This window comes from Vibrio sp. DW001, from assembly GCF_029016285.1.
GTDB lineage: Bacteria > Pseudomonadota > Gammaproteobacteria > Enterobacterales > Vibrionaceae > Vibrio.
The window spans coordinates 1503104-1521977 of sequence record NZ_CP091975.1 but is presented as its reverse complement, the minus strand read 5'-3'; the positions used below and the strand labels follow the sequence as shown (position 1 = coordinate 1521977).

Here is an 18874-nt window from a genome sequence, read left to right as displayed (position 1 = left end):
CTGATTAAAAATAGGAAGCAAGTTGATTGTGCCAGACATCTGAGTCAATGATTCCACTCACTCTGGTAATAATCTTACCGTTACCATCTATAACAAAGGTTTCAGGTGCGCCTAATACGCCTAAATCTAGCGCTAACTCACCATTTGGATCATACACTATTTCAGTATAAGGGTTGCCCTCTGCCACAATAACCTTTTGTGCTTCCTTTTGATTATCTCGATAATTAAGCCCTATTATCTTAATACCGGACTCAGCCAGTTCAACAAGAAAGGGATGTTCAATTTTACATGCAGCACACCATGACGCCCAGATATTCAGTAGCGTATATTCATCACTAACAAAAATGGTCTCATCTACTATTTTATCACCCCTTAGTGTAGACAAGTTAAAGCTTGGAACTGGTTCATTCATCATGGCGTCATTTAACTCAGAATTAGCGTTATTTAGGCCATAATATAGAGTCCCAAATACTGAGAGTAAGATAACCAGCAATACAGATAACTTAACCAGTTTCATCGCTCTTCTCCTTCATTGTAACGCTCGCAGCCTTTCGGTTTAATACTAGAGAAGCAACACCACCAAATACCATCAACAAGCCACCAAACCAAATCCACTGTATATACGCTTTATATTGGATTCGTACGGCAAACGAACCATCATATAATTTCTCACCTAGCGTTATATACAGATCCCCATGCCAGTAACTTTTAATACCAGGTTCAGTCATATTCATCACTCGAACTTGATAATGTCTTCTTTCAGGAACCACTTCTTGTTTGCTATTGATCCTGAGCAGAACCTGCTCAGCAGTATAATTAGGGCCTATAAACAGGTTCTGGCTTTCAAAGGCTAACTGGAATCGTTCGAAACTTACTCGGTCACCAATACCAAGCTTCGCACTTGTTTCTACTGAATGATATGCGTTCATACTTGCACCAATACACGCAAGGACTATCCCCCCGTGAGCAAAACACATGGGCAACATAGCGATCCGACTTCTCGTCGTTCCTACACTATACAATCGATGAAGCATACTAATACAAACAAAGGAACACAGAATCCATGTCGCCAAAACCATCGGCTGCATAGTCTGATATTGGACTCGATATAACACGGTACCTGTTAATAGAGCAACGGTACTGAATATAACCAACAACTTACCAGTTTTCCGCCTATTTTTAACAATTAGAGCGGCACTCATGAGTAACAAAGCCATAAAAGTAAGCGGGGCGAACAGCGTGTTGAAGTATGGTGCACCAACAGATATTTTACCCAGTCCAAATATTTGGAAGATCATTGGGTAAAAAGTTCCAAGCAATACGGTAATCATGGCAATAGTAAACAGACCATTACTAAGTAAAAACAAAAAGCTCCTGCTTTTATAACTTGGTATAGGCTTCGATTTTATATCGTCACTTCTAAAAATTTGGCTACCAAAACCGACTAACACGAGGGCAATTAAAATAGCGATGAGTACAACACCGCGAGTGGGGTCGACGGCAAAAGCATGCACAGAAGTAATAATGCCTGAACGCACAACAAATGTGCCAAGAATACTCAGCGAAAAAGTAATAAATGAGAGACCATAGCTCCATTTCATTAAACTCTTTTCTTGCTGGCTAATAATCAAACTATGCACCAACGCAGTCCCTGTTAGCCACGGTAAAAGTGAAGCATTTTCAACCGGGTCCCAGAACCACCAACCACCCCATCCTAATTCATAATAAGCCCACCATGCGCCCAACAAGACACCACTGGTCAAAAAAGTCCACGCAATTAAACTAAATCGGCGGCTAATTGCCAACCAATAAGAGGGGATGTCTTTCTGCCATAATGCTGCTAAAGCGAGTGCGAAACTCGATGAAAAACCGATATAACCGATATACAACAAAGGCGGGTGGAAGATTAACGCAACATCCTGAAGCATTGGATTAAGATCTCTGCCCTCTTCGGGGATAACAGAATTTACTTCAAATGGATTAGATGCAAGCAGTGTGAAAAAGGCAAACACACACACAAGCGTGGACGATACAAGCAAGGCTTTAGCTAAGTAGTCATCCGGTAGTTTTTTATAATTGAGTGCAATGGCTGAATTCCAAAGTGCCAACGTAACGACCCAAAATAAAAGTGATCCTTCGTGACCACCCCATACGGCCGCTCCCTTAAAGAAAACAGGTAACTGTGTATTGGAATGAGAAGCCACATAAACTAGTGAGAAATCATCAGTAACGAAGGCCAACGCTAACGCAGTAATTGAGATTAGTGAGAAAAAAAGGCCGACATGAACCAATGAAAGCAATGTTCCAAGTGGAACTTCTTTTTTCATTAACCACTGATTAGGAACATAACACAAAGAAAAAAGAGAACTAATAGCAACGATGAGAAGAGAAAACTGACCGATTTCTGAATACATATAATTTTAATTAGGCTTGACCCGTAATAAAAAGGTCAAGCCTATATTTCCTATACTACTGTCATTTGACCAGCATAAAGAACGAACGTACGTAACATGAGTACACCAACCAAGCTTAGTACCGTTACAATAACAATGAATCCGTTTTTATGTCGAACCGCCGCTGGCATGAAGAAGTTAAGCGCTAATGGCGTTAACATACCAAAAATGATAACTCCCCACCAGAACCAACTTGCCCAGAACCCACTGCCAATCGCATTATATGCAGCAACTTCACCTTGACCACCACTAAAGATAAGTCCCGTAAAGAAGCAGAGCATCACAAACAATTCAAACATGACGACTGGACGTTCAAAGCTATGAACCCACTTCGCCGTTGCACTTGTTGGTGACTGTTTAAACACAACAATACCTCCAAGCATACAGGCCGCAGCACCAGAAGATAAGCTTGAGAACAAGAATAGGATTGGTAACACAGGGTTATTGAGCATCGGGTACGTTTGTAGAGCCGATAGTAAAAACCCGGTATAAGCGGCCAACATAATCGCCATAAACCCTAAGAACAGTTCCCAGAAATTTTCGATCTTAGCGAGTTTAACAATAATGCCATCAACGAAAGAGAGTTGCTTCGGCATGTATTTCATAATGGTGTCTTTAAAGATAATTGCAATCCAGACAAATAGAACCATTAGATAAACTTGGAACAGAATAACACCCATCGACATAACCGAAGTGGTGTTAAAATAGATCATAATTTTCCAAAATGCCAAAGGCTTGGTCAAGTGAAAAATTAGGATAGTAAGTCCAGAAATAATACCGAACGGCGCTATCCATGCGGTTGCTTTTAAGATGCCATCTTTAGCTGGATCACCTTCAATGACTTTACGCTTCAGGTAAATAGATATCATCACAGCACCGGCGGACATACCAGCTAAAAACAAATATATCGCGATTATCCAATCCCATACGAGGGTATCGAAATTAAATGCAGCTTCCATTTCTAAATCTCCCCTTTTTGGTGCGGAATTTTGTAAAGTTTAGGTTTAGTGCCTAAATCAAGTTTATCTCTATAAAAAACGTTATTGTTTAATACCGCGTTGATTTCTGATTTCGGGTCATTTAGGTCACCGAACGTCAACGCTTTCGTTGGACACGACTCTACGCATGCAGGTAATTTTCCTGCCGCTAGGTTGGTATCACGACAGAAGTTACATTTATCTGCAGACTTATGTTCAGGGTGGAAAAAACGGACTTGGTACGGACAAGCCGCTAAACAATAACCACAACCGACGCACTTGTCTTGATGGACGTCGACAATGCCAGTCTCTTCATCGGTATAAGCCGCGCCTGTAGGGCAAACCATTACACAGGGCGCGTTCTCACAATGCTGACAAGATTTTCGTGTAAAACGGTAATCAACATCAGGATATTCACCTTGCGGCTCACTTCTAATAATCTCAAGCCTTGCTACACCTTCAGGAACATTATTTACTTCCCTACATGCATCCATACACGCCGTACAGCCGATACAAGCTGTTTCGTCATGTACCATGCCATAACGCTTGTCGCCATCTTCCATCGTATTAGCAAGGGTCTTAGTACTAAGAGCACCAGTACTTGCAACCCCGGTAGTGAAGATAACGGCGCCAACGCCAGTCAAAAAATTTCGTCTAGAACAACTCATGTCATCTCTCCTACTCATTGTCTTCTTTGTTTTGCTTCGCTTTCTTCATTTTCGTGAAGTCTGAGTGGCAATCGACGCATAACTGTACTCTTTGCTTATGATCAAAGCTGAGTACTTTTGCTTTACTAGCGTGAACGTTATGACAATTGGTGCAGGTCAGGTTTTTTGCATGGACATCGTGTGTCCAAAACTTTTCGCGCAAATCGTCTGGCTTATGACAGTCGGTGCACTCTTTATTCGCTTTCAATATTTCACTTTGCGTTAGCACCTGCTTCTCGGTACCCGGCTGAGATTGAGCTTCAAAATACTTGGTCACCTTTGGAGCGCCATTACGATGTTTCGAGCTAATCTTATTATGACAATCAGCACACTTAACTTGCTTACCAAGTATATCAACCGCATTGTAACCATGAGACTCATGCAAAGAAGAATAAGATTCCTTGTGACACTTTGCACATTGCTTATCTTTACGTGAAATCACTAGTTTTTTTCTTTCTGGTTCTGCGGTAGCGGTGGTATCACTTGCAGTTTCCGCATAAACATTTATAGAGAAACCATAGAGACATAATATAAGAAGTGACTTCAGCATTATGGCTATGGTCAACTTGATATTGGCCATTTTTTTCCTTTCCTTAATTCAGAACACTCTAATGTATTAATGAATGATATTTCTGAATAAGTATAAAAACTCTACAGGATTAATTTACAGTAATCCTAAACGATAATAATTCTTATTATGGAACAGCCACAACGCTATTAAAAGTATTATAAATAACTATATTAATATTACCTAATTTTAATATCACATAGTGACCAATTTCATCTTATTTTTTCTGAGGTGTAGCGACGTAACTTCTTGAATAAGAAGAATTATTGATCACGCTACCTACCCCTTTATGGGTATATGAAACAAAGCGTGGCCGTGATCACCTTATTTAATTGATCTAAAACAATTTAATAAGCCCGCTATATACCTTATTTATTTTTTACGTCTAATATATACGGGTACCTCCTATTCTTATTTAGGATACCAGTCCACAACGCTAGGTATAAAAATAAACGGAGTAATAAATTGAATAATCATATAAACATGGAGATAACACCATGAGTAAGCACTGGGTATCTAAGTCAGTAGCAATTTTAGCGGCGGGCTTGTTAAGCGCTTCTGTTGTTGTAGCTGCAGACGGTAAGATTGGCGACCCTCGTAACGAGTCATTCGAGAGCAGTCATTCACAACAATACGAAACTTGGAAAGCAACTTCTGAGAGTACTGAAAAAACGGATGCTTTAGCTGGCGATCCGAACATGGTCATTATGTGGGCTGGTTACGGTTTCTCTAAAGACTATAACAAAGCACGTGGCCACTTTTACGCTATAGACGATTTACGAGCAACACTTCGTACTGGCGCACCTAAAGATGAAAAAACAGGGCCTATGCCTATGGCATGTTGGAGCTGTAAAGGCCCTGACGTAGCTCGTGTTATTGAAGAAAAAGGTGAAGACGGTTATTTTGAGGGTAAATGGGCACGTTTAGGCCACGAGATAGTTAACCCTATCGGTTGTTCTGATTGTCACAATACTAAGAGCGAAGCATTCAAAAATGGCGAACCAGATCTGATGATCACTCGTCCATATGTTGAGCGCGCGTTTGAGTCAATTGGTATGCCATTTGATCAACAATCTGATATCGAAAAACAAGCAACAGTTTGTGCTCAGTGTCACGTTGAATACTATTTCACTGGTCCAAATAAGTCTGTTAAATTCCCTTGGGACCAAGGTACTACCGTCGATGACATGGAGCAGTATTACGATGCTCTTAACTTCAAAGACTGGACTCATAAAGTATCTAAAGCACCGATGCTGAAAGCTCAACACCCAGGTTTCGAAACTTGGAGAGTGGGCATACACGGTAAGAACGGTGTAGTTTGTGCTGATTGTCACATGCCTAAAGTTGAAAAAGACGATGGTACTGTTTATACAGACCATAAAGTGGGTAATCCACTTGACGCATTTGACAACACTTGTGCACAGTGTCACACACAAGAAAAAGAATACTTCCAAGGCGTTGTTTCTACACGTAAAGCTCAAGTTACTAACATGAAGCTTATCGCTGAGAAACAAATTGTTGCGGCTCACTTCGAAGCGGGTGAAGCTTGGAAAGCTGGCGCGACAGAAGAAGAAATGAAAGATATCTTAATGGATATCCGTCACGCACAATGGCGTTGGGACTATGCAATTGCATCTCACGGTGTCCATATGCATGCTCCTGAAGTTGCACTAGAAATTCTAGGTACTGCAGTAGACAGAGCGGCGGACGCTCGTACTAAGATTATTCGTCTACTTGCTAAGAAAGGCATCACTGACCCAATTCAAATCCCAGACATCTCTACTAAAGCTGCTGCACAAAAAGCGCTAGGTATGGACATGGATAAGATGAATGCTGAGAAACAAGAGTTCCTTAAGACTCTCGTTCCTGAGTGGGAAGCGAAAGCCAAAGCACGTCAAGACAAGTACACTTATTAATAGAAAAGTGAGGTCAACACCTCCCCGTTGACTTTAAATTAAATGCCAGCTTTTGCTGGCATTTCTTTTTTTTCAATCCTAATTTCTCTTCAGGCATCAGCTTCGAAACGAATGCTTCCGGCGTGTTAGCGCATTTGGTTGGCGTATATGCCTGCGTAATAAAGAAGTACTCAATATCAATTAGTGACTCAAGGAAACAACCTGAACATAAAATATTGCCTGATCGTGATGGTCTGTTTCACTGGTCTTTGAATCACAAGTCGCCCCAACTGACTCTAGATTGGCTAGACAGTAAACCTACCCATTCTTCAACCATCAAACAAGCCACCGATTTACTTGCGCTCTGGCGTCATCTCTTCATCAGCAGGAATGAACTGTTGGTGGTAATCGGACTAATCGACTTGAGTGATATACGCAACAAAGATAAGCAGTGTCGAAACGGATATACACCGCAAACTCTTGTATAGATAGAAAGGAAATGGCTAAAAATGAAACGAGTAGTTTACAAATATCACCCGTTAACTGGCTGCAAGTAACCTGTTCAATTGAAAAGATAAGAGCAAGCCAACGAGCCTGACGAAACAACACCCAACATGCAGAGCAAGCACTCAATATCAAGAAACTGAGAACTACTTAGTTTGTAATGCTTGGGTTCTGTTTATAGAGTTAATGATTGCCACTCTGTCTATGCCTTGGCGTTCTGAATCTAACACTTTTTGCCAAGTCTCAATCGCGTCATCATATCTAAAACTAATGAAATGGTCATTAGCGATGAGCATTAACGCAGTATCGTTTAGTTGATCCTTTGACAAAGCGATATCCAGTAATTCATTTACTTCTTGAGTCATGCGCTGTGAACTTAAATAATATAAGGCCGTGGCTTTTGCGGCGTAAATGGTTGATGAAGGTTCATCAGTCAATCGCAACACGTAACCAAAGCAAGTGTCTGCATTGGTAAATTCTCCATTTGCAAAATATCCTTGTCCTAATTGAAACCACAGATCCGCATTATTTTTGTCTTCCCTTAGTTTGTCTTGAATCTCGACAATAATTTCATCGATAGTTAGTGGGACAGCAAGTTTTACAACCTTGGTTTGCTCCTTATCTGGAGACACAATATAAAACCAAGAAAGCGTGCAAATTGAAGATAAAGTGATAGATACGACAAGCGGAGTTAATAAGCTGCTCTTTTTTTGATATCTAAAATGAAACAGAAAAATGATGAGCGTGAGTAACAAACAGAGAATTAAAACAGGCATATGGATTGATATAGAAAATGAGAAATGTCGCAATACGATAGCATTTCAAGCATAAAAAAACCGGGCTTTCTGCCCGGTTTTTTTATTAATTTTAGCCGTTAATTACTCTTCAGAGTCAACGTCAGCATCATCTTCAATGTCATCATCGCTCGTTTCAGAATCTTGAGTATCAGTCACTGATTCAGATTCATTAGTTGGGTCCATTTCTTCCCCTTCTAATTCTTCTATTTCAGCTTCCTCTATTTCATCAATTCTTTGCAGTGCAACAACATTTTCATCTTCAGATGTTCTGATTAGCGTAACACCTAGTGTATTACGTCCAACCTGATTAACTTCAGAAACACGAGTACGTACCAATGTGCCAGCGTCGGTGATCATCATAAACTCATCACCATCTACAACCTGCACAGCACCGACAACTTGTCCGTTACGCTCAGAGACCTTAATCGAAACCACACCTTGCGTAGCACGACCTTTCGTTGGGTACTCTTCTAATGAAGTTTGTTTACCGTAACCATTTTGTGTCACCGTTAATATATTTCCTTCATTAGCAGGAACAATTAGCGAAACAACTTGGTCACCATTAACCAGCTTCATACCACGAACACCAGCCGCTGTACGGCCCATTCCTCGAACAAGCTCTTCTTTAAAGCGAACCACTTTACCCGTTTTCGAGAACAGCATGATATCGCTATTACCATCGGTAATATCAACACCAATGAGAGAATCATCATCTCTCAGATTCACAGCAATAAGACCGTTTGAACGTACATTAGCAAAGCTTGCTAGTGACGTTTTCTTCACCGTACCATCGCCAGTCGCCATAAAGATAAACTTATCTTCAGAGTATTCAGTTACTGGTAAAATAGCCGTGATTCTTTCGTTTTCTTCTAGAGGTAGAATATTAACGATAGGTTTACCACGTGCATTTCGACTTGCTTGAGGAAGTTGGAATACTTTCAAGCGATACGCCTTGCCTCTTGTAGAGAAACAGAGAATGTTGTCGTGGGTATTGGCAACTAATAGACGTTCGATATAATCTTCGTCTTTCATCTTAGTCGCGCTCTTACCCTTACCACCTCGACGCTGTGCTTCGTAGTCATTCAGGATTTGATACTTAACGTAACCTGCATGAGACAAAGTAACCACAACATCTTCTTGTGCAATGAGTTCTTCCATATCCATATCATGGACAGCGGCAATAATTTCCGTACGACGCTCATCACCGAAATTGTCACGGACAATTTCAAGCTCTTCACGAATCACTTCCATCAAGCGATCAGTACTAGAAAGAATAAGCATTAACTCGGCGATTTCTTCAAGAAGCGCTTTATACTCTTCAAGAATTTTCTCGTGCTCTAAACCAGTCAATCTGTGTAAACGAAGCTCTAGGATAGCTTGAGCTTGTTGTTCTGTCAGATAGTATTGACCATCACGAATACCAAATTGGTCTTCAAGCCACTCTGGACGAGCAGCATCGGTACCCGCTCGTTCAAGCATCCCCGCAACATTACCAAGATCCCAACCTCGAGCAACTAGGCCAGCTTTCGCTTCCGCAGGTGTCGATGCATTACGAATCAATTCGATGATTTCGTCGATATTCGCCAGTGCTAACGCAAGACTTTCTAAGATATGTGCACGATCACGCGCTTTGCGAAGTTCGAAGATAGTACGGCGTGTAACAACTTCACGACGGTGATCAACAAAACATTTCAACATTTCTTTAAGGTTGAATAGTTTAGGCTGGCCGTTATCTAGCGCAACCATGTTGATACCGAACGTTGTTTGAAGCTGAGTCAATGAATAGAGGTTATTTAGAACCACTTCCGCAACCGCATCACGCTTACATTCGATAACAATACGCATGCCGTCTTTATCAGATTCATCACGTAGGGCACTGATACCTTCTACCTTTTTATCTTTAACAAGCTCGGCAATCTTTTCGATTACGCGTGCCTTGTTAACCTGATAAGGTATTTCAGTAACAATGATCGTTTCTTTACCGTTCTTTTCAGATTCGATATGCGCTTTTGAACGCATGTAAACTTTACCGCGTCCAGTATTATAAGCTTCGACAATCCCTTTACGTCCACTGATTAAAGCAGCCGTTGGAAAGTCAGGACCTGGAATAAAGTCCATAAGCTCTTCGATAGTAATTTCTTCATTATCGATAAACGCTAGGCAACCAGCAATAACCTCATTCAAGTTATGAGGAGGAATATTTGTTGCCATACCAACCGCGATACCAGACGAACCATTAACCAACAATGTTGGTACTTTCGTCGGTAGAACCGCTGGAATAAATTCTGTTCCGTCGTAGTTAGGGACGTAATCTACTGTTTCTTTATCAAGGTCAGCAAGAAGTTCATGAGCGATCTTCGACATACGGACTTCCGTATAACGCATCGCTGCTGCTGAGTCCCCATCAATAGAACCAAAGTTACCCTGGCCATCGACCAGCATGTAACGTAAAGAAAACGGTTGTGCCATACGAACTATAGTGTCGTATACCGCACTATCACCGTGAGGGTGATATTTACCGATTACATCACCCACAACACGGGCAGATTTTTTATATGCTTTGTTCCAATCATTACCAAGCACATTCATCGCGAATAAAACGCGGCGGTGTACTGGTTTTAGGCCATCACGCACATCAGGAAGAGCACGACCAACGATGACAGACATCGCGTAGTCTAAGTAAGAACTTCTCAGCTCATCTTCAATGTTTATGGGCGTGATCTCTTTAGCTAGATCGCTCATAGAGCCATTTTCCCTCTATATTTTGATCGTATATTCGATACGTACAAGGTCGCAAAATATAACACAAAACTTATCGTATCCGCACCACTTTCCATCACCTTTTATGATGTTGTGGCATCAAAAAGTTGCAAATCCCATGAAAGACGCGTTTCTGTGTGCTAATTTATTGAATAATGATGATTTTGTGAGCAGAAAAAATACGCTATTCACGTTTGTTGTCGAGAAAATAAGACGTATGTAAAGCTCGTAGCAAGAAATAGACAACTAAGAGATGACATTATCTATTTCTTGCTAAAAGACGTAACAGAGCCGCGTTGGTTATCTCTCAATACGGTTTATAGTGGTGTTATGCGTTTACCTTCTCCCACAAAGTCTAATTTATTGATCTGAGCTCAGAGTTATTAGCTTTATTGTGATGAAACCAACATGCCACCGACCGTTTGTACAGGTTGAAAGCCGTCTCGTTTCGTTAACCATACCGCCATTGCGTCCGCTTTTTCAGGCCACGCTGATAACTCAAAGCGCCAGTTCTGTTCTGCTAGTAATTGTTGTTTATCTAAAACAACAAAATCGTGCTCCAATTTTTTACCTCTGTTTTCGCCTGCTTTAATTTCTGTACTCTCATCCATGGCGAGCAAGACAAGGTGCGCGATATATTCACCTTTTACGCTATACGAAAGATCAAATTGATTCCCTGAACGCGTAACCATGAGTTTTCCGGCAACCGAAGCCGAATTAAAAGGCAATTGGTCTCTCGAAAAATAACCTCTCCATTCTCGACCATCAACAAAAAAACCCGGTGTGTAAACGGAAGATGAAGCACCATAGCTTTTATACAGGCGTTGGCGTTGAGTAAAAGAAGGATGTGAAAACTCGTCTTTCCAGCCAAGGTAGTTCCAATAATCCACATGAAAAGCGAGCGGAATAAATTCAGTCCATAAACCAGAATGTTGTTGGAATTTACTCAAATACTTATCAGCAGGCGGACAGCTCGAACATCCTTCAGATGTAAACAGCTCTATTAATTGCGCTGGTTGCCCTTCATGTGACCAAATCTGATTGCTAGCAAATGTTAGCGATGAATGAGAACCAGATGTGATCAATAACATAACAGTAAAGAAGGTGCTCTTGTTCATACTCGACTCCTTATATTAAGCCTAACAATGAGACCTCCTTTGATAGAGATAAATTTCATACTCGTTACAACACTCTATCTTCCTAACTCATCAAAAACCGGCATTAGCGAACCGCTTTATTGAGGCCGTTCCTTTCAAGTCACTGCAATATCTGTTTATAATCCATTATGAATACCGTCAAGGAAGAATAAGCAATGTCACCAACAGTGAACGTCGATCCAGAAGAGATCAGAAAATTTGAAGATATGGCATCAAGATGGTGGGACCTTGATGGGGAATTTAAGCCGTTACATCAAATCAATCCGCTACGATTAAACTATGTATTGGATAAAGCCAATGGTTTATTTGATAAAAAGGTATTAGACGTTGGCTGTGGGGGCGGAATTTTATCTGAGAGCATGGCTAAGCAAGGTGCACAAGTGACGGGGTTAGATATGGGTAAAGAGCCATTGGAGGTCGCGAGGTTGCATGCATTGGAGACAAAAACTAGCCTAACCTACATCCAAAGCACAATAGAAGAACACGCAGAACAAAATCCAAGTAGCTATGAGGTCATCACTTGCATGGAGATGCTGGAGCACGTGCCTGATCCACATTCTATTATCCGTGCGTGTGAAAAACTAATTAAGCCAGGTGGCCATGTATTCTTTTCAACACTGAACCGAAATTTTAAATCTTACCTGTTTGCCATCGTAGGTGCAGAGAAGATTTTAAAGATTGTTCCTCAAGGCACGCATCACCACGATAAATTCATCAAACCTTCAGAATTGCTGACGATGGTAGACAAAACCAACCTGCTAGAGTTAGGGATTACAGGGCTACATTACAACCCATTATTTGATTCTTATCGTTTGGGTCCACGAGTCGATGTAAATTATATTGTTCATACTCAACTTCCCGCCTAACGTCTACTAATTTGACGACAAATTAGACGGGTTTTGCATAATAATTAGATCAAGATCTTTAAATGTAAAACTCGTCAAAGATCAAGGAAAATATTTTTATTTTCTTTTCAAAACAGCATTCAATTAGCTTCCTTTTTGTTGCTACTAATCCTCGTCTTATTTGCTCAGTAAGTGCCTACTAACTGATTACCGACATTTTCCGAGTTATCCACAAACTAACCCACAACCTGAATCTTGAAAATTTCTTGAAAACGCACTATCTTGTAAGTCGCTCCACACAACACCCCTACATGTAGTGTTTTTTCCATTTTTCATTTAGGGGGTATTGATCACACTAGCCCCTATTGCTTTTACAAAAATTACAAAAAAAAGGGCTTTAGTCAGTCTTATTAGGGAAATCGACAATAATGAACCAGCAACTCACCGTTACTAAACGTAATGGCCGTAAAGAAACCATTGATCTAGAAAAGATCCATCGCGTGATCACATGGGCCGCAGAGGGCCTAGACAATGTTTCCGTCTCTCAAGTTGAAATTAAATCTCACATCCAATTCTATGATGGCATCACCACTAGTGATATTCACGAAACCATTATAAAGTCGGCTGCTGACCTTATCTCAGAAGAGACACCAGATTATCAATATCTAGCCGCACGTCTTTCTGTCTTTCACTTGCGTAAAAAAGCTTATGGTCAATACGAGCCACCCACTCTTTACAATCAAGTTTCTAAGCTCGTTGGTAACGGTAAATACGACAAACACCTTCTAGAAGATTACTCAGAGCAAGAGTTCGTTCAAATGGACGAATTTATTGACCACAAGCGTGATTTGGACTTTTCATATGCCGCGGTAAAACAACTCGAAGGTAAGTATTTTGTACAAAATCGTGTAACAAAAGAGATATATGAAAGTGCTCAGTTTCTATATATCCTTGTTGCAGCTTGCCTATTCGCCAAGTATCCACGAGATACACGACTCGATTACGTAAAGCGTTTCTACGACGCAGTCTCTACCTTTAAAATTTCTTTACCTACACCGATTATGTCTGGTGTTCGTACGCCCACTCGTCAATTTAGCTCTTGCGTTCTTATTGAATGTGACGATAGCCTTAATTCAATCAACGCGACGTCAAGCTCAATTGTGCGTTATGTGTCTCAGCGTGCTGGTATAGGTATAAACGCTGGTAGAATTCGAGCCTTGGGTTCCGAGATCCGTGGTGGAGAAGCCTTCCACACGGGTTGTATTCCATTCTACAAATATTTCCAAACTGCCGTGAAATGTTGTTCTCAAGGTGGCGTCCGTGGCGGTGCTGCAACGGTCTTTTATCCGATATGGCACGGCGAAGTACAGTCTCTATTAGTTTTGAAGAACAACCGAGGAGTGGAAGAAAACCGTGTCCGCCACATGGATTACGGAGTACAAATCAATAAGACAATGTATTCGCGATTGGTTAAAGGCGCCAACATTAGCTTATTTTCCCCCTCTGATGTTCCCGGTTTATACGACGCGTTCTTCGAAGACCAAGACAAGTTTGAACAACTATATCTTCAATACGAGGCGGACAAGAGCATTAAACGAGAAACAGTGAAGGCACTTGATCTTTTCTCATTGCTCATGCAGGAAAGAGCGTCAACGGGTCGTATCTACGTTCAAAACGTAGATCACTGTAATACTCACAGTCCATTCGATCCAAGTGTTGCACCTATACGCCAGTCAAACCTATGCCTTGAGATTGCGTTACCAACTAAACCACTTAACAACGTTGAAGATGACAGTGGCGAGATAGCACTCTGTACCTTGTCTGCATTTAACTTGGGCGCCATCAAATCATTAGACGACTTCGAAGAGTTATCAGAGCTTGTAGTGAGGGCGTTAGACGCTCTGCTCGACTATCAAGACTATCCGTTGCCAGCAGCATACAAATCGACAATGAATCGTCGTACCTTAGGAGTTGGCGTGATCAACTACGCTTACTACCTTGCAAAAAATGGTGTGCGTTATTCCGACGGCAGTGCGAACAGCCTAACCCACAAAACCTTTGAAGCTATTCAATACTACTTATTAAAAGCATCGGTTAAGTTGGCGAAAGAACAAGGCCCTTGTCCTTCTTTTAACGAGACACGTTATTCGCAAGGTATTCTCCCAATTGATACCTATAAAAAAGATATCGATCAGATCTGTGATGAAGTACTTCATTACGACTGGGAAACGCTACGAGAAGAGATAAAAACTCACGGCCTTCGTAACTCAACGTTGACCGCATTGATGCCATCTGAGACTTCTTCGCAAATCTCAAACGCAACCAACGGTATAGAACCACCACGTGGTTACGTTTCAGTTAAAGCGTCGAAGGATGGTATTCTTAAGCAAGTTGTACCTGAGTATCAAGCGCTCAAAAACAACTATGAACTGTTGTGGACTATCCCTCAAAATGACGGATATCTTCATCTAGTTGGTATCATGCAAAAATTTGTCGACCAAGCAATTTCTGCCAACACGAACTACGATCCGGCAGCACATTCCAGTGGCAAAGTACCGATGAAACTTCTGCTTAAAGATCTACTGACTGCCTATAAATTCGGTGTGAAAACGCTGTATTATCACAACACCCGAGACGGTGCGAGTGACGACCAAGGCAAGGATGTGATCGTAAAAGAAGATGAAGATTGCGAAGGCGGCGGTTGCAAGATTTAACGCTATTACTTTATTGAAGTCTCAATTAAAATGTCTCGATTCACAAGTCAGTATCTCGAGACTAAATCAGAAAAATACTATGCTCTAAAATCTTAACGAATTAGGGCAAGAAGGGAAACAAGCGACCATGGCTTACAGTACTTTTACGCAAATTAAGAATGACCAATTAAAGGAACCTATGTTTCTGGGTCAACCGGTAAATGTTGCACGTTACGATCAACAAAAATTTGAAATTTTCGAAAAGTTGATTGAAAAGCAACTTTCATTTTTCTGGCGTCCTGAAGAAGTTGATGTATCCAGCGATCGTATCGATTACAATAAGTTACCAGAACATGAAAAACACATATTCATCAGTAACCTAAAATATCAGACATTACTTGATTCAATACAAGGACGTAGCCCTAATGTGGCGTTGTTACCCCTTGTATCTCTACCAGAAGTTGAGACATGGATCGAAACATGGTCGTTTTCAGAAACGATTCACTCTCGTTCATATACGCATATCATTCGCAATATCGTCAATAATCCTAGTGAGGTTTTTGATGACATCGTTGAAAATGAATACATTCAAAATCGAGCCAAAGATATCTCTCGCTATTATGATGACCTCATCGTCTTGACCAACGATTACCACCGCTACGGAGAAGGTAAGCACACCATCAACGGCGAAACCGTTGTGGTTGATTTGCACACCTTAAAGACAAAACTGTACCTTTGTTTGATGTCGGTTAACGCACTAGAAGCGATTCGCTTTTACGTCAGCTTTGCCTGCTCATTTGCATTCGCCGAACGTGAATTAATGGAAGGCAATGCTAAGATCATCAAATTAATTGCACGCGACGAAGCACTCCATCTTACTGGTACTCAGTATATGATTAATCTACTTCGAAATGGTCAAGATGATTTTGCCTTCGTTCAGATTGCAGAAGAGTGTAAACAAGACTGTTTCGACCTATTTAAAGCGGCAGCAGAGCAAGAAAAAGAGTGGGCGGAATATCTATTTAAAGATGGGTCGATGATTGGTCTAAATAAGGATATTTTATCACAATACGTGGAATACATTACCAATACCCGGATGCAAGCCGTCGGCCTTGATATTGCGTACCCAGAAGCGACATCCAATCCTATCCCTTGGATCAACGCCTGGTTATCATCTGACAATGTACAGGTTGCACCGCAAGAGGCTGAAATCAGCTCCTATCTAGTCGGTCAAATCGATAATGAAGTCGATGCGGACGATTTCGGAGATTTTGAACTGTAATTTGTTACAGAAAAATTGTCCAAATAAGCCTTTAACTTGTTTACGAAAGCGAGTTAAAGGTTCAATGCATATTTACTATCACCGATAAGTGTCAAAATGTTTAAACTTAATATCAACTCTCTACCCCCTATCCTGTCCACAACGGAGCAAACCGTTCTGGAAGCAATGGAATCTGCAGGTTTGCAACCCGAGTACCATTGCCGAGATGGGCACTGTGGTGCATGTCGATGTGAAATAATGGAAGGGGAAGTAGAAGAAGTTGGATTTAAGATGGCTTATACGAACGCCAAAGAAATTTTGCCCTGCATAAGCAAGGCAAAATCAAATCTTGTATTGACCAAAGTGAATTATCAGATAAAGGCTAAATCAGCCTGATCATCTTTAGATTTTCTGTTTGACTCAAGATGATTATCGACAGAGAAACAGAGTTGATTTACTGCTTGGCAAACATCCAATATCGGTCGATGACTTAGGATATTCTCGGCATACGATTGACTCACACTTTTATCTGCAATGTGTCTCCCATCATCGTCAAACAAGGATAGACGATAACCCTCGTTTTTTGATGATCCTTGATCATATGGAAGATCCACCCAGAGGGAGATGACATCTTTTTGCCTCGTGCTGCACGTCTCACCTAGTAGAATTCTCTGGCCAGAAACTTTATACCAAACTTCGATTTTTGATTGACTCAACATTGCTCAAACCTCCTGCCATCCATGGGGAGTTCGCCTATGTCACAACGAACGGTGTTCATTTCGAACATCATGATTCAGTTTACGACATTTCTGATTTTAAGCTAGATACATTATTGAGACAAATCTTTAATGAAGTATAACTTATTGTTTTTAAAGAAAATAACCCTTATACCTTATTGTTATAAGGTAATGGTGAAAAATTCCTATTTTCCCTAAAATAAAAACTATCTCCTTCGAAAATCTTGTCCGTTTATCCCAATGTAGACTCATCGTCATTCCACTTAAACATTAAAGCAATGCGGCAGGGACAAACAGTTCTCGTAGGCGATGAACAAAGCCATAATTGCCGAAGATTGGTTTATTTTCTTCATGTCTACGAAGCATATCAAGCAAGATCGCAGCGATCACTTTCGCTTGATCTTGAGGATTATAGTTACGACTCAATTCTACCCATTGACCCCACTCTCCAGAAGAAGTAGACAGCGAAACAGCGACCTTATTTTCGCTAATTTTCCCAACGGCCAGTCCAATCTCACTGCCTGTTTTTTCACGAATTGAAGCCGCTAAAGCTAACGCAGCGGCAATAGGATCTTGTTCGTGGCTATCAAAAGAATCAATTTTATTTAGTACCCATGCCTGTTTAAAATAATCATGCGTTTTTTTGTTCATCTGTAACGAACTAGATAGGTAACCACCGGTTGCAGACTCAGCCACAGAAACTCGTCGTTGAGACTCCGCCAAAAGGTCGCCAATGTTGTCCAACATTGTTTCATCAACACTCACCACATTCTCACCAAGGTGAGCATAGATTATCTTTAATAAGCTCAATCGGACTTCTCGCTGATTCGCAGGCCCAAAGAGTTTAACTTCAATATAGGGAATATAAGAGCGATAACCCAGCTCAAACCCCTCAGGTAGCACTATTTTATCCAGATGTGTTGCAATTCCCGATTCACCTAAGCCAAATGTATACATACGGCTTACTTCGAATGGTGACGTATCTGGGTAGGTTGCTTTTAAATACGGCAATATTTCACCATCAACCATATGTTTTAGTTCGCTTGGAACCCCTGGCGTAAAGAAAAATCGAGCGTCATTGATCATCAGAGTAAAACCACAAGCAGTACCAACCGGATTGTCCACAATCTCCGCTTTTTCAGGCAGCATCGCTTGCTTTAGATTACTGTCGTGCATCTTTCTACCAAGACGCGCAAACATCGTTTGCATTACCTCAACCCATTCAGGGAATAACCTCAACTCTTGTTCCGCAGCAACTGCCACTGCTTCTGCTGTAAGATCATCGGTTGTGGGTCCAAGCCCTCCATTTACAATAACGATATCGTGATTAAGGCTGAGAGAAACAAGTTCATTAACAAGCGCTTTTTTTTGGTCACCAACGGTGCTTCTTTTGGAAAGGGAAAAGCCCTCTTCATAAAACCGGCGCGACAACCAAGCAGCATTGGTGTCAATGATATCACCGTGAAGAACTTCTTCACCAGTGCTAAGCATAGCAATATTAAGCATTGTATTGACCTATT

The 18874-nt window shown here is 41.1% G+C and carries 16 protein-coding genes; 6 read left to right on the top strand and 10 right to left on the bottom strand.

Annotated elements, in window-relative coordinates; all coding sequences use genetic code 11:
- Positions 1-4 precede the first annotated feature (4 nt).
- The 5 genes from L3V77_RS07195 to nrfB are packed head-to-tail and all read right to left on the bottom strand — an operon-like array spanning position 5 to position 4717.
- Positions 5-517, bottom strand: a complete 513-nt coding sequence (locus tag L3V77_RS07195; protein WP_275136390.1) for a DsbE family thiol:disulfide interchange protein — start codon at positions 515-517, stop codon at positions 5-7.
- Positions 504-2414 carry a heme lyase CcmF/NrfE family subunit gene (locus tag L3V77_RS07190; protein ID WP_275136389.1) on the bottom strand — a complete coding sequence of 637 codons (1911 nt, stop codon included), beginning with the start codon at positions 2412-2414 and terminating at the stop codon, positions 504-506. The genes L3V77_RS07195 and L3V77_RS07190 overlap by 14 nt, the downstream gene beginning before the upstream one ends.
- A gap of 50 nt (positions 2415-2464) precedes the next feature.
- Positions 2465-3412 (bottom strand): cytochrome c nitrite reductase subunit NrfD, encoded by a 948-nt coding sequence (nrfD, locus tag L3V77_RS07185; protein WP_275136388.1) that lies wholly within the window; start codon positions 3410-3412, stop codon positions 2465-2467.
- A 2-nt stretch (positions 3413-3414) separates the two neighbouring features.
- Positions 3415-4098: a cytochrome c nitrite reductase Fe-S protein gene (gene nrfC, locus L3V77_RS07180; protein ID WP_275136387.1), complete on the bottom strand. Its 684-nt coding sequence runs from the start codon at positions 4096-4098 to the stop codon at positions 3415-3417.
- A gap of 10 nt (positions 4099-4108) precedes the next feature.
- Positions 4109-4717 carry a cytochrome c nitrite reductase pentaheme subunit gene (nrfB, locus tag L3V77_RS07175; RefSeq protein WP_275136386.1) on the bottom strand — a complete coding sequence of 203 codons (609 nt, stop codon included), beginning with the start codon at positions 4715-4717 and terminating at the stop codon, positions 4109-4111.
- A gap of 485 nt (positions 4718-5202) precedes the next feature.
- Between nrfB and nrfA the strand changes: the two genes are divergently transcribed.
- Both nrfA and L3V77_RS07165 read left to right on the top strand, forming a co-directional pair.
- Positions 5203-6621, top strand: coding sequence for an ammonia-forming nitrite reductase cytochrome c552 subunit (gene nrfA, locus L3V77_RS07170; protein ID WP_275136385.1), 1419 nt, complete (start codon positions 5203-5205; stop codon positions 6619-6621).
- Between the two features lie 122 nt (positions 6622-6743).
- Positions 6744-7088, top strand: coding sequence for a hypothetical protein (locus L3V77_RS07165; protein ID WP_275136383.1), 345 nt, complete (start codon positions 6744-6746; stop codon positions 7086-7088).
- A 162-nt stretch (positions 7089-7250) separates the two neighbouring features.
- On the opposite strand, the gene L3V77_RS07160 is transcribed toward L3V77_RS07165, so the two are convergent.
- The 3 genes from L3V77_RS07160 to L3V77_RS07150 form a co-directional block, all read right to left on the bottom strand.
- Positions 7251-7736, bottom strand: coding sequence for a nitrite reductase (locus tag L3V77_RS07160; protein ID WP_275136382.1), 486 nt, complete (start codon positions 7734-7736; stop codon positions 7251-7253).
- A 246-nt stretch (positions 7737-7982) separates the two neighbouring features.
- Positions 7983-10643 carry a DNA topoisomerase (ATP-hydrolyzing) subunit A gene (gyrA, locus tag L3V77_RS07155; protein WP_275136381.1) on the bottom strand — a complete coding sequence of 887 codons (2661 nt, stop codon included), beginning with the start codon at positions 10641-10643 and terminating at the stop codon, positions 7983-7985.
- A 407-nt stretch (positions 10644-11050) separates the two neighbouring features.
- On the bottom strand, positions 11051-11779 hold the full coding sequence (locus L3V77_RS07150; RefSeq protein WP_275136380.1) for a DUF1223 domain-containing protein: 729 nt from the start codon (positions 11777-11779) through the stop codon (positions 11051-11053).
- A gap of 194 nt (positions 11780-11973) precedes the next feature.
- On the opposite strand from L3V77_RS07150, the gene ubiG reads away from it, so the two are divergent.
- From ubiG to L3V77_RS07130, 4 genes are all read left to right on the top strand, one after another.
- On the top strand, positions 11974-12684 hold the full coding sequence (gene ubiG / locus L3V77_RS07145) for a bifunctional 2-polyprenyl-6-hydroxyphenol methylase/3-demethylubiquinol 3-O-methyltransferase UbiG (protein ID WP_275136379.1): 711 nt from the start codon (positions 11974-11976) through the stop codon (positions 12682-12684).
- A 407-nt stretch (positions 12685-13091) separates the two neighbouring features.
- Positions 13092-15377, top strand: coding sequence for a class 1a ribonucleoside-diphosphate reductase subunit alpha (gene nrdA / locus L3V77_RS07140; RefSeq protein ID WP_275136378.1), 2286 nt, complete (start codon positions 13092-13094; stop codon positions 15375-15377).
- Positions 15378-15504: 127 nt separating this feature from the next.
- Entirely contained in the window at positions 15505-16638 is a 1134-nt protein-coding gene (gene nrdB / locus L3V77_RS07135) for a class Ia ribonucleoside-diphosphate reductase subunit beta (protein WP_195703041.1), read from the top strand.
- 96 nt (positions 16639-16734) lie between these two features.
- Positions 16735-17013, top strand: coding sequence for a 2Fe-2S iron-sulfur cluster-binding protein (locus L3V77_RS07130; RefSeq protein ID WP_275136377.1), 279 nt, complete (start codon positions 16735-16737; stop codon positions 17011-17013).
- Here L3V77_RS07130 and L3V77_RS07125 read toward each other — a convergent pair.
- Positions 16989-17336, bottom strand: a complete 348-nt coding sequence (locus tag L3V77_RS07125; RefSeq protein WP_342752066.1) for a hypothetical protein — start codon at positions 17334-17336, stop codon at positions 16989-16991. The genes L3V77_RS07130 and L3V77_RS07125 overlap by 25 nt on opposite strands.
- A 288-nt stretch (positions 17337-17624) precedes the next feature.
- Positions 17625-18860, bottom strand: a complete 1236-nt coding sequence (locus L3V77_RS07120) for a CinA family nicotinamide mononucleotide deamidase-related protein (RefSeq protein WP_275136376.1) — start codon at positions 18858-18860, stop codon at positions 17625-17627.
- Positions 18861-18874: the final 14 nt, after the last annotated feature.

Coding starts and splice junctions, on each gene's coding strand:
- L3V77_RS07195 (WP_275136390.1), bottom strand. CDS start 517: ATGAAACTGGTTAAGTTATCTGTATTGCTGGTTATCTTACTCTCAGTA.
- L3V77_RS07130 (WP_275136377.1), top strand. CDS start 16,735: ATGTTTAAACTTAATATCAACTCTCTACCCCCTATCCTGTCCACAACG.
- L3V77_RS07125 (WP_342752066.1), bottom strand. CDS start 17,336: ATGTTGAGTCAATCAAAAATCGAAGTTTGGTATAAAGTTTCTGGCCAG.
- nrfA (WP_275136385.1), top strand. CDS start 5,203: ATGAGTAAGCACTGGGTATCTAAGTCAGTAGCAATTTTAGCGGCGGGC.
- L3V77_RS07150 (WP_275136380.1), bottom strand. CDS start 11,779: ATGAACAAGAGCACCTTCTTTACTGTTATGTTATTGATCACATCTGGT.
- nrfD (WP_275136388.1), bottom strand. CDS start 3,412: ATGGAAGCTGCATTTAATTTCGATACCCTCGTATGGGATTGGATAATC.
- nrdA (WP_275136378.1), top strand. CDS start 13,092: ATGAACCAGCAACTCACCGTTACTAAACGTAATGGCCGTAAAGAAACC.
- ubiG (WP_275136379.1), top strand. CDS start 11,974: ATGTCACCAACAGTGAACGTCGATCCAGAAGAGATCAGAAAATTTGAA.
- nrfB (WP_275136386.1), bottom strand. CDS start 4,717: ATGGCCAATATCAAGTTGACCATAGCCATAATGCTGAAGTCACTTCTT.
- L3V77_RS07120 (WP_275136376.1), bottom strand. CDS start 18,860: ATGCTTAATATTGCTATGCTTAGCACTGGTGAAGAAGTTCTTCACGGT.
- nrfC (WP_275136387.1), bottom strand. CDS start 4,098: ATGAGTTGTTCTAGACGAAATTTTTTGACTGGCGTTGGCGCCGTTATC.
- L3V77_RS07190 (WP_275136389.1), bottom strand. CDS start 2,414: ATGTATTCAGAAATCGGTCAGTTTTCTCTTCTCATCGTTGCTATTAGT.
- gyrA (WP_275136381.1), bottom strand. CDS start 10,643: ATGAGCGATCTAGCTAAAGAGATCACGCCCATAAACATTGAAGATGAG.
- nrdB (WP_195703041.1), top strand. CDS start 15,505: ATGGCTTACAGTACTTTTACGCAAATTAAGAATGACCAATTAAAGGAA.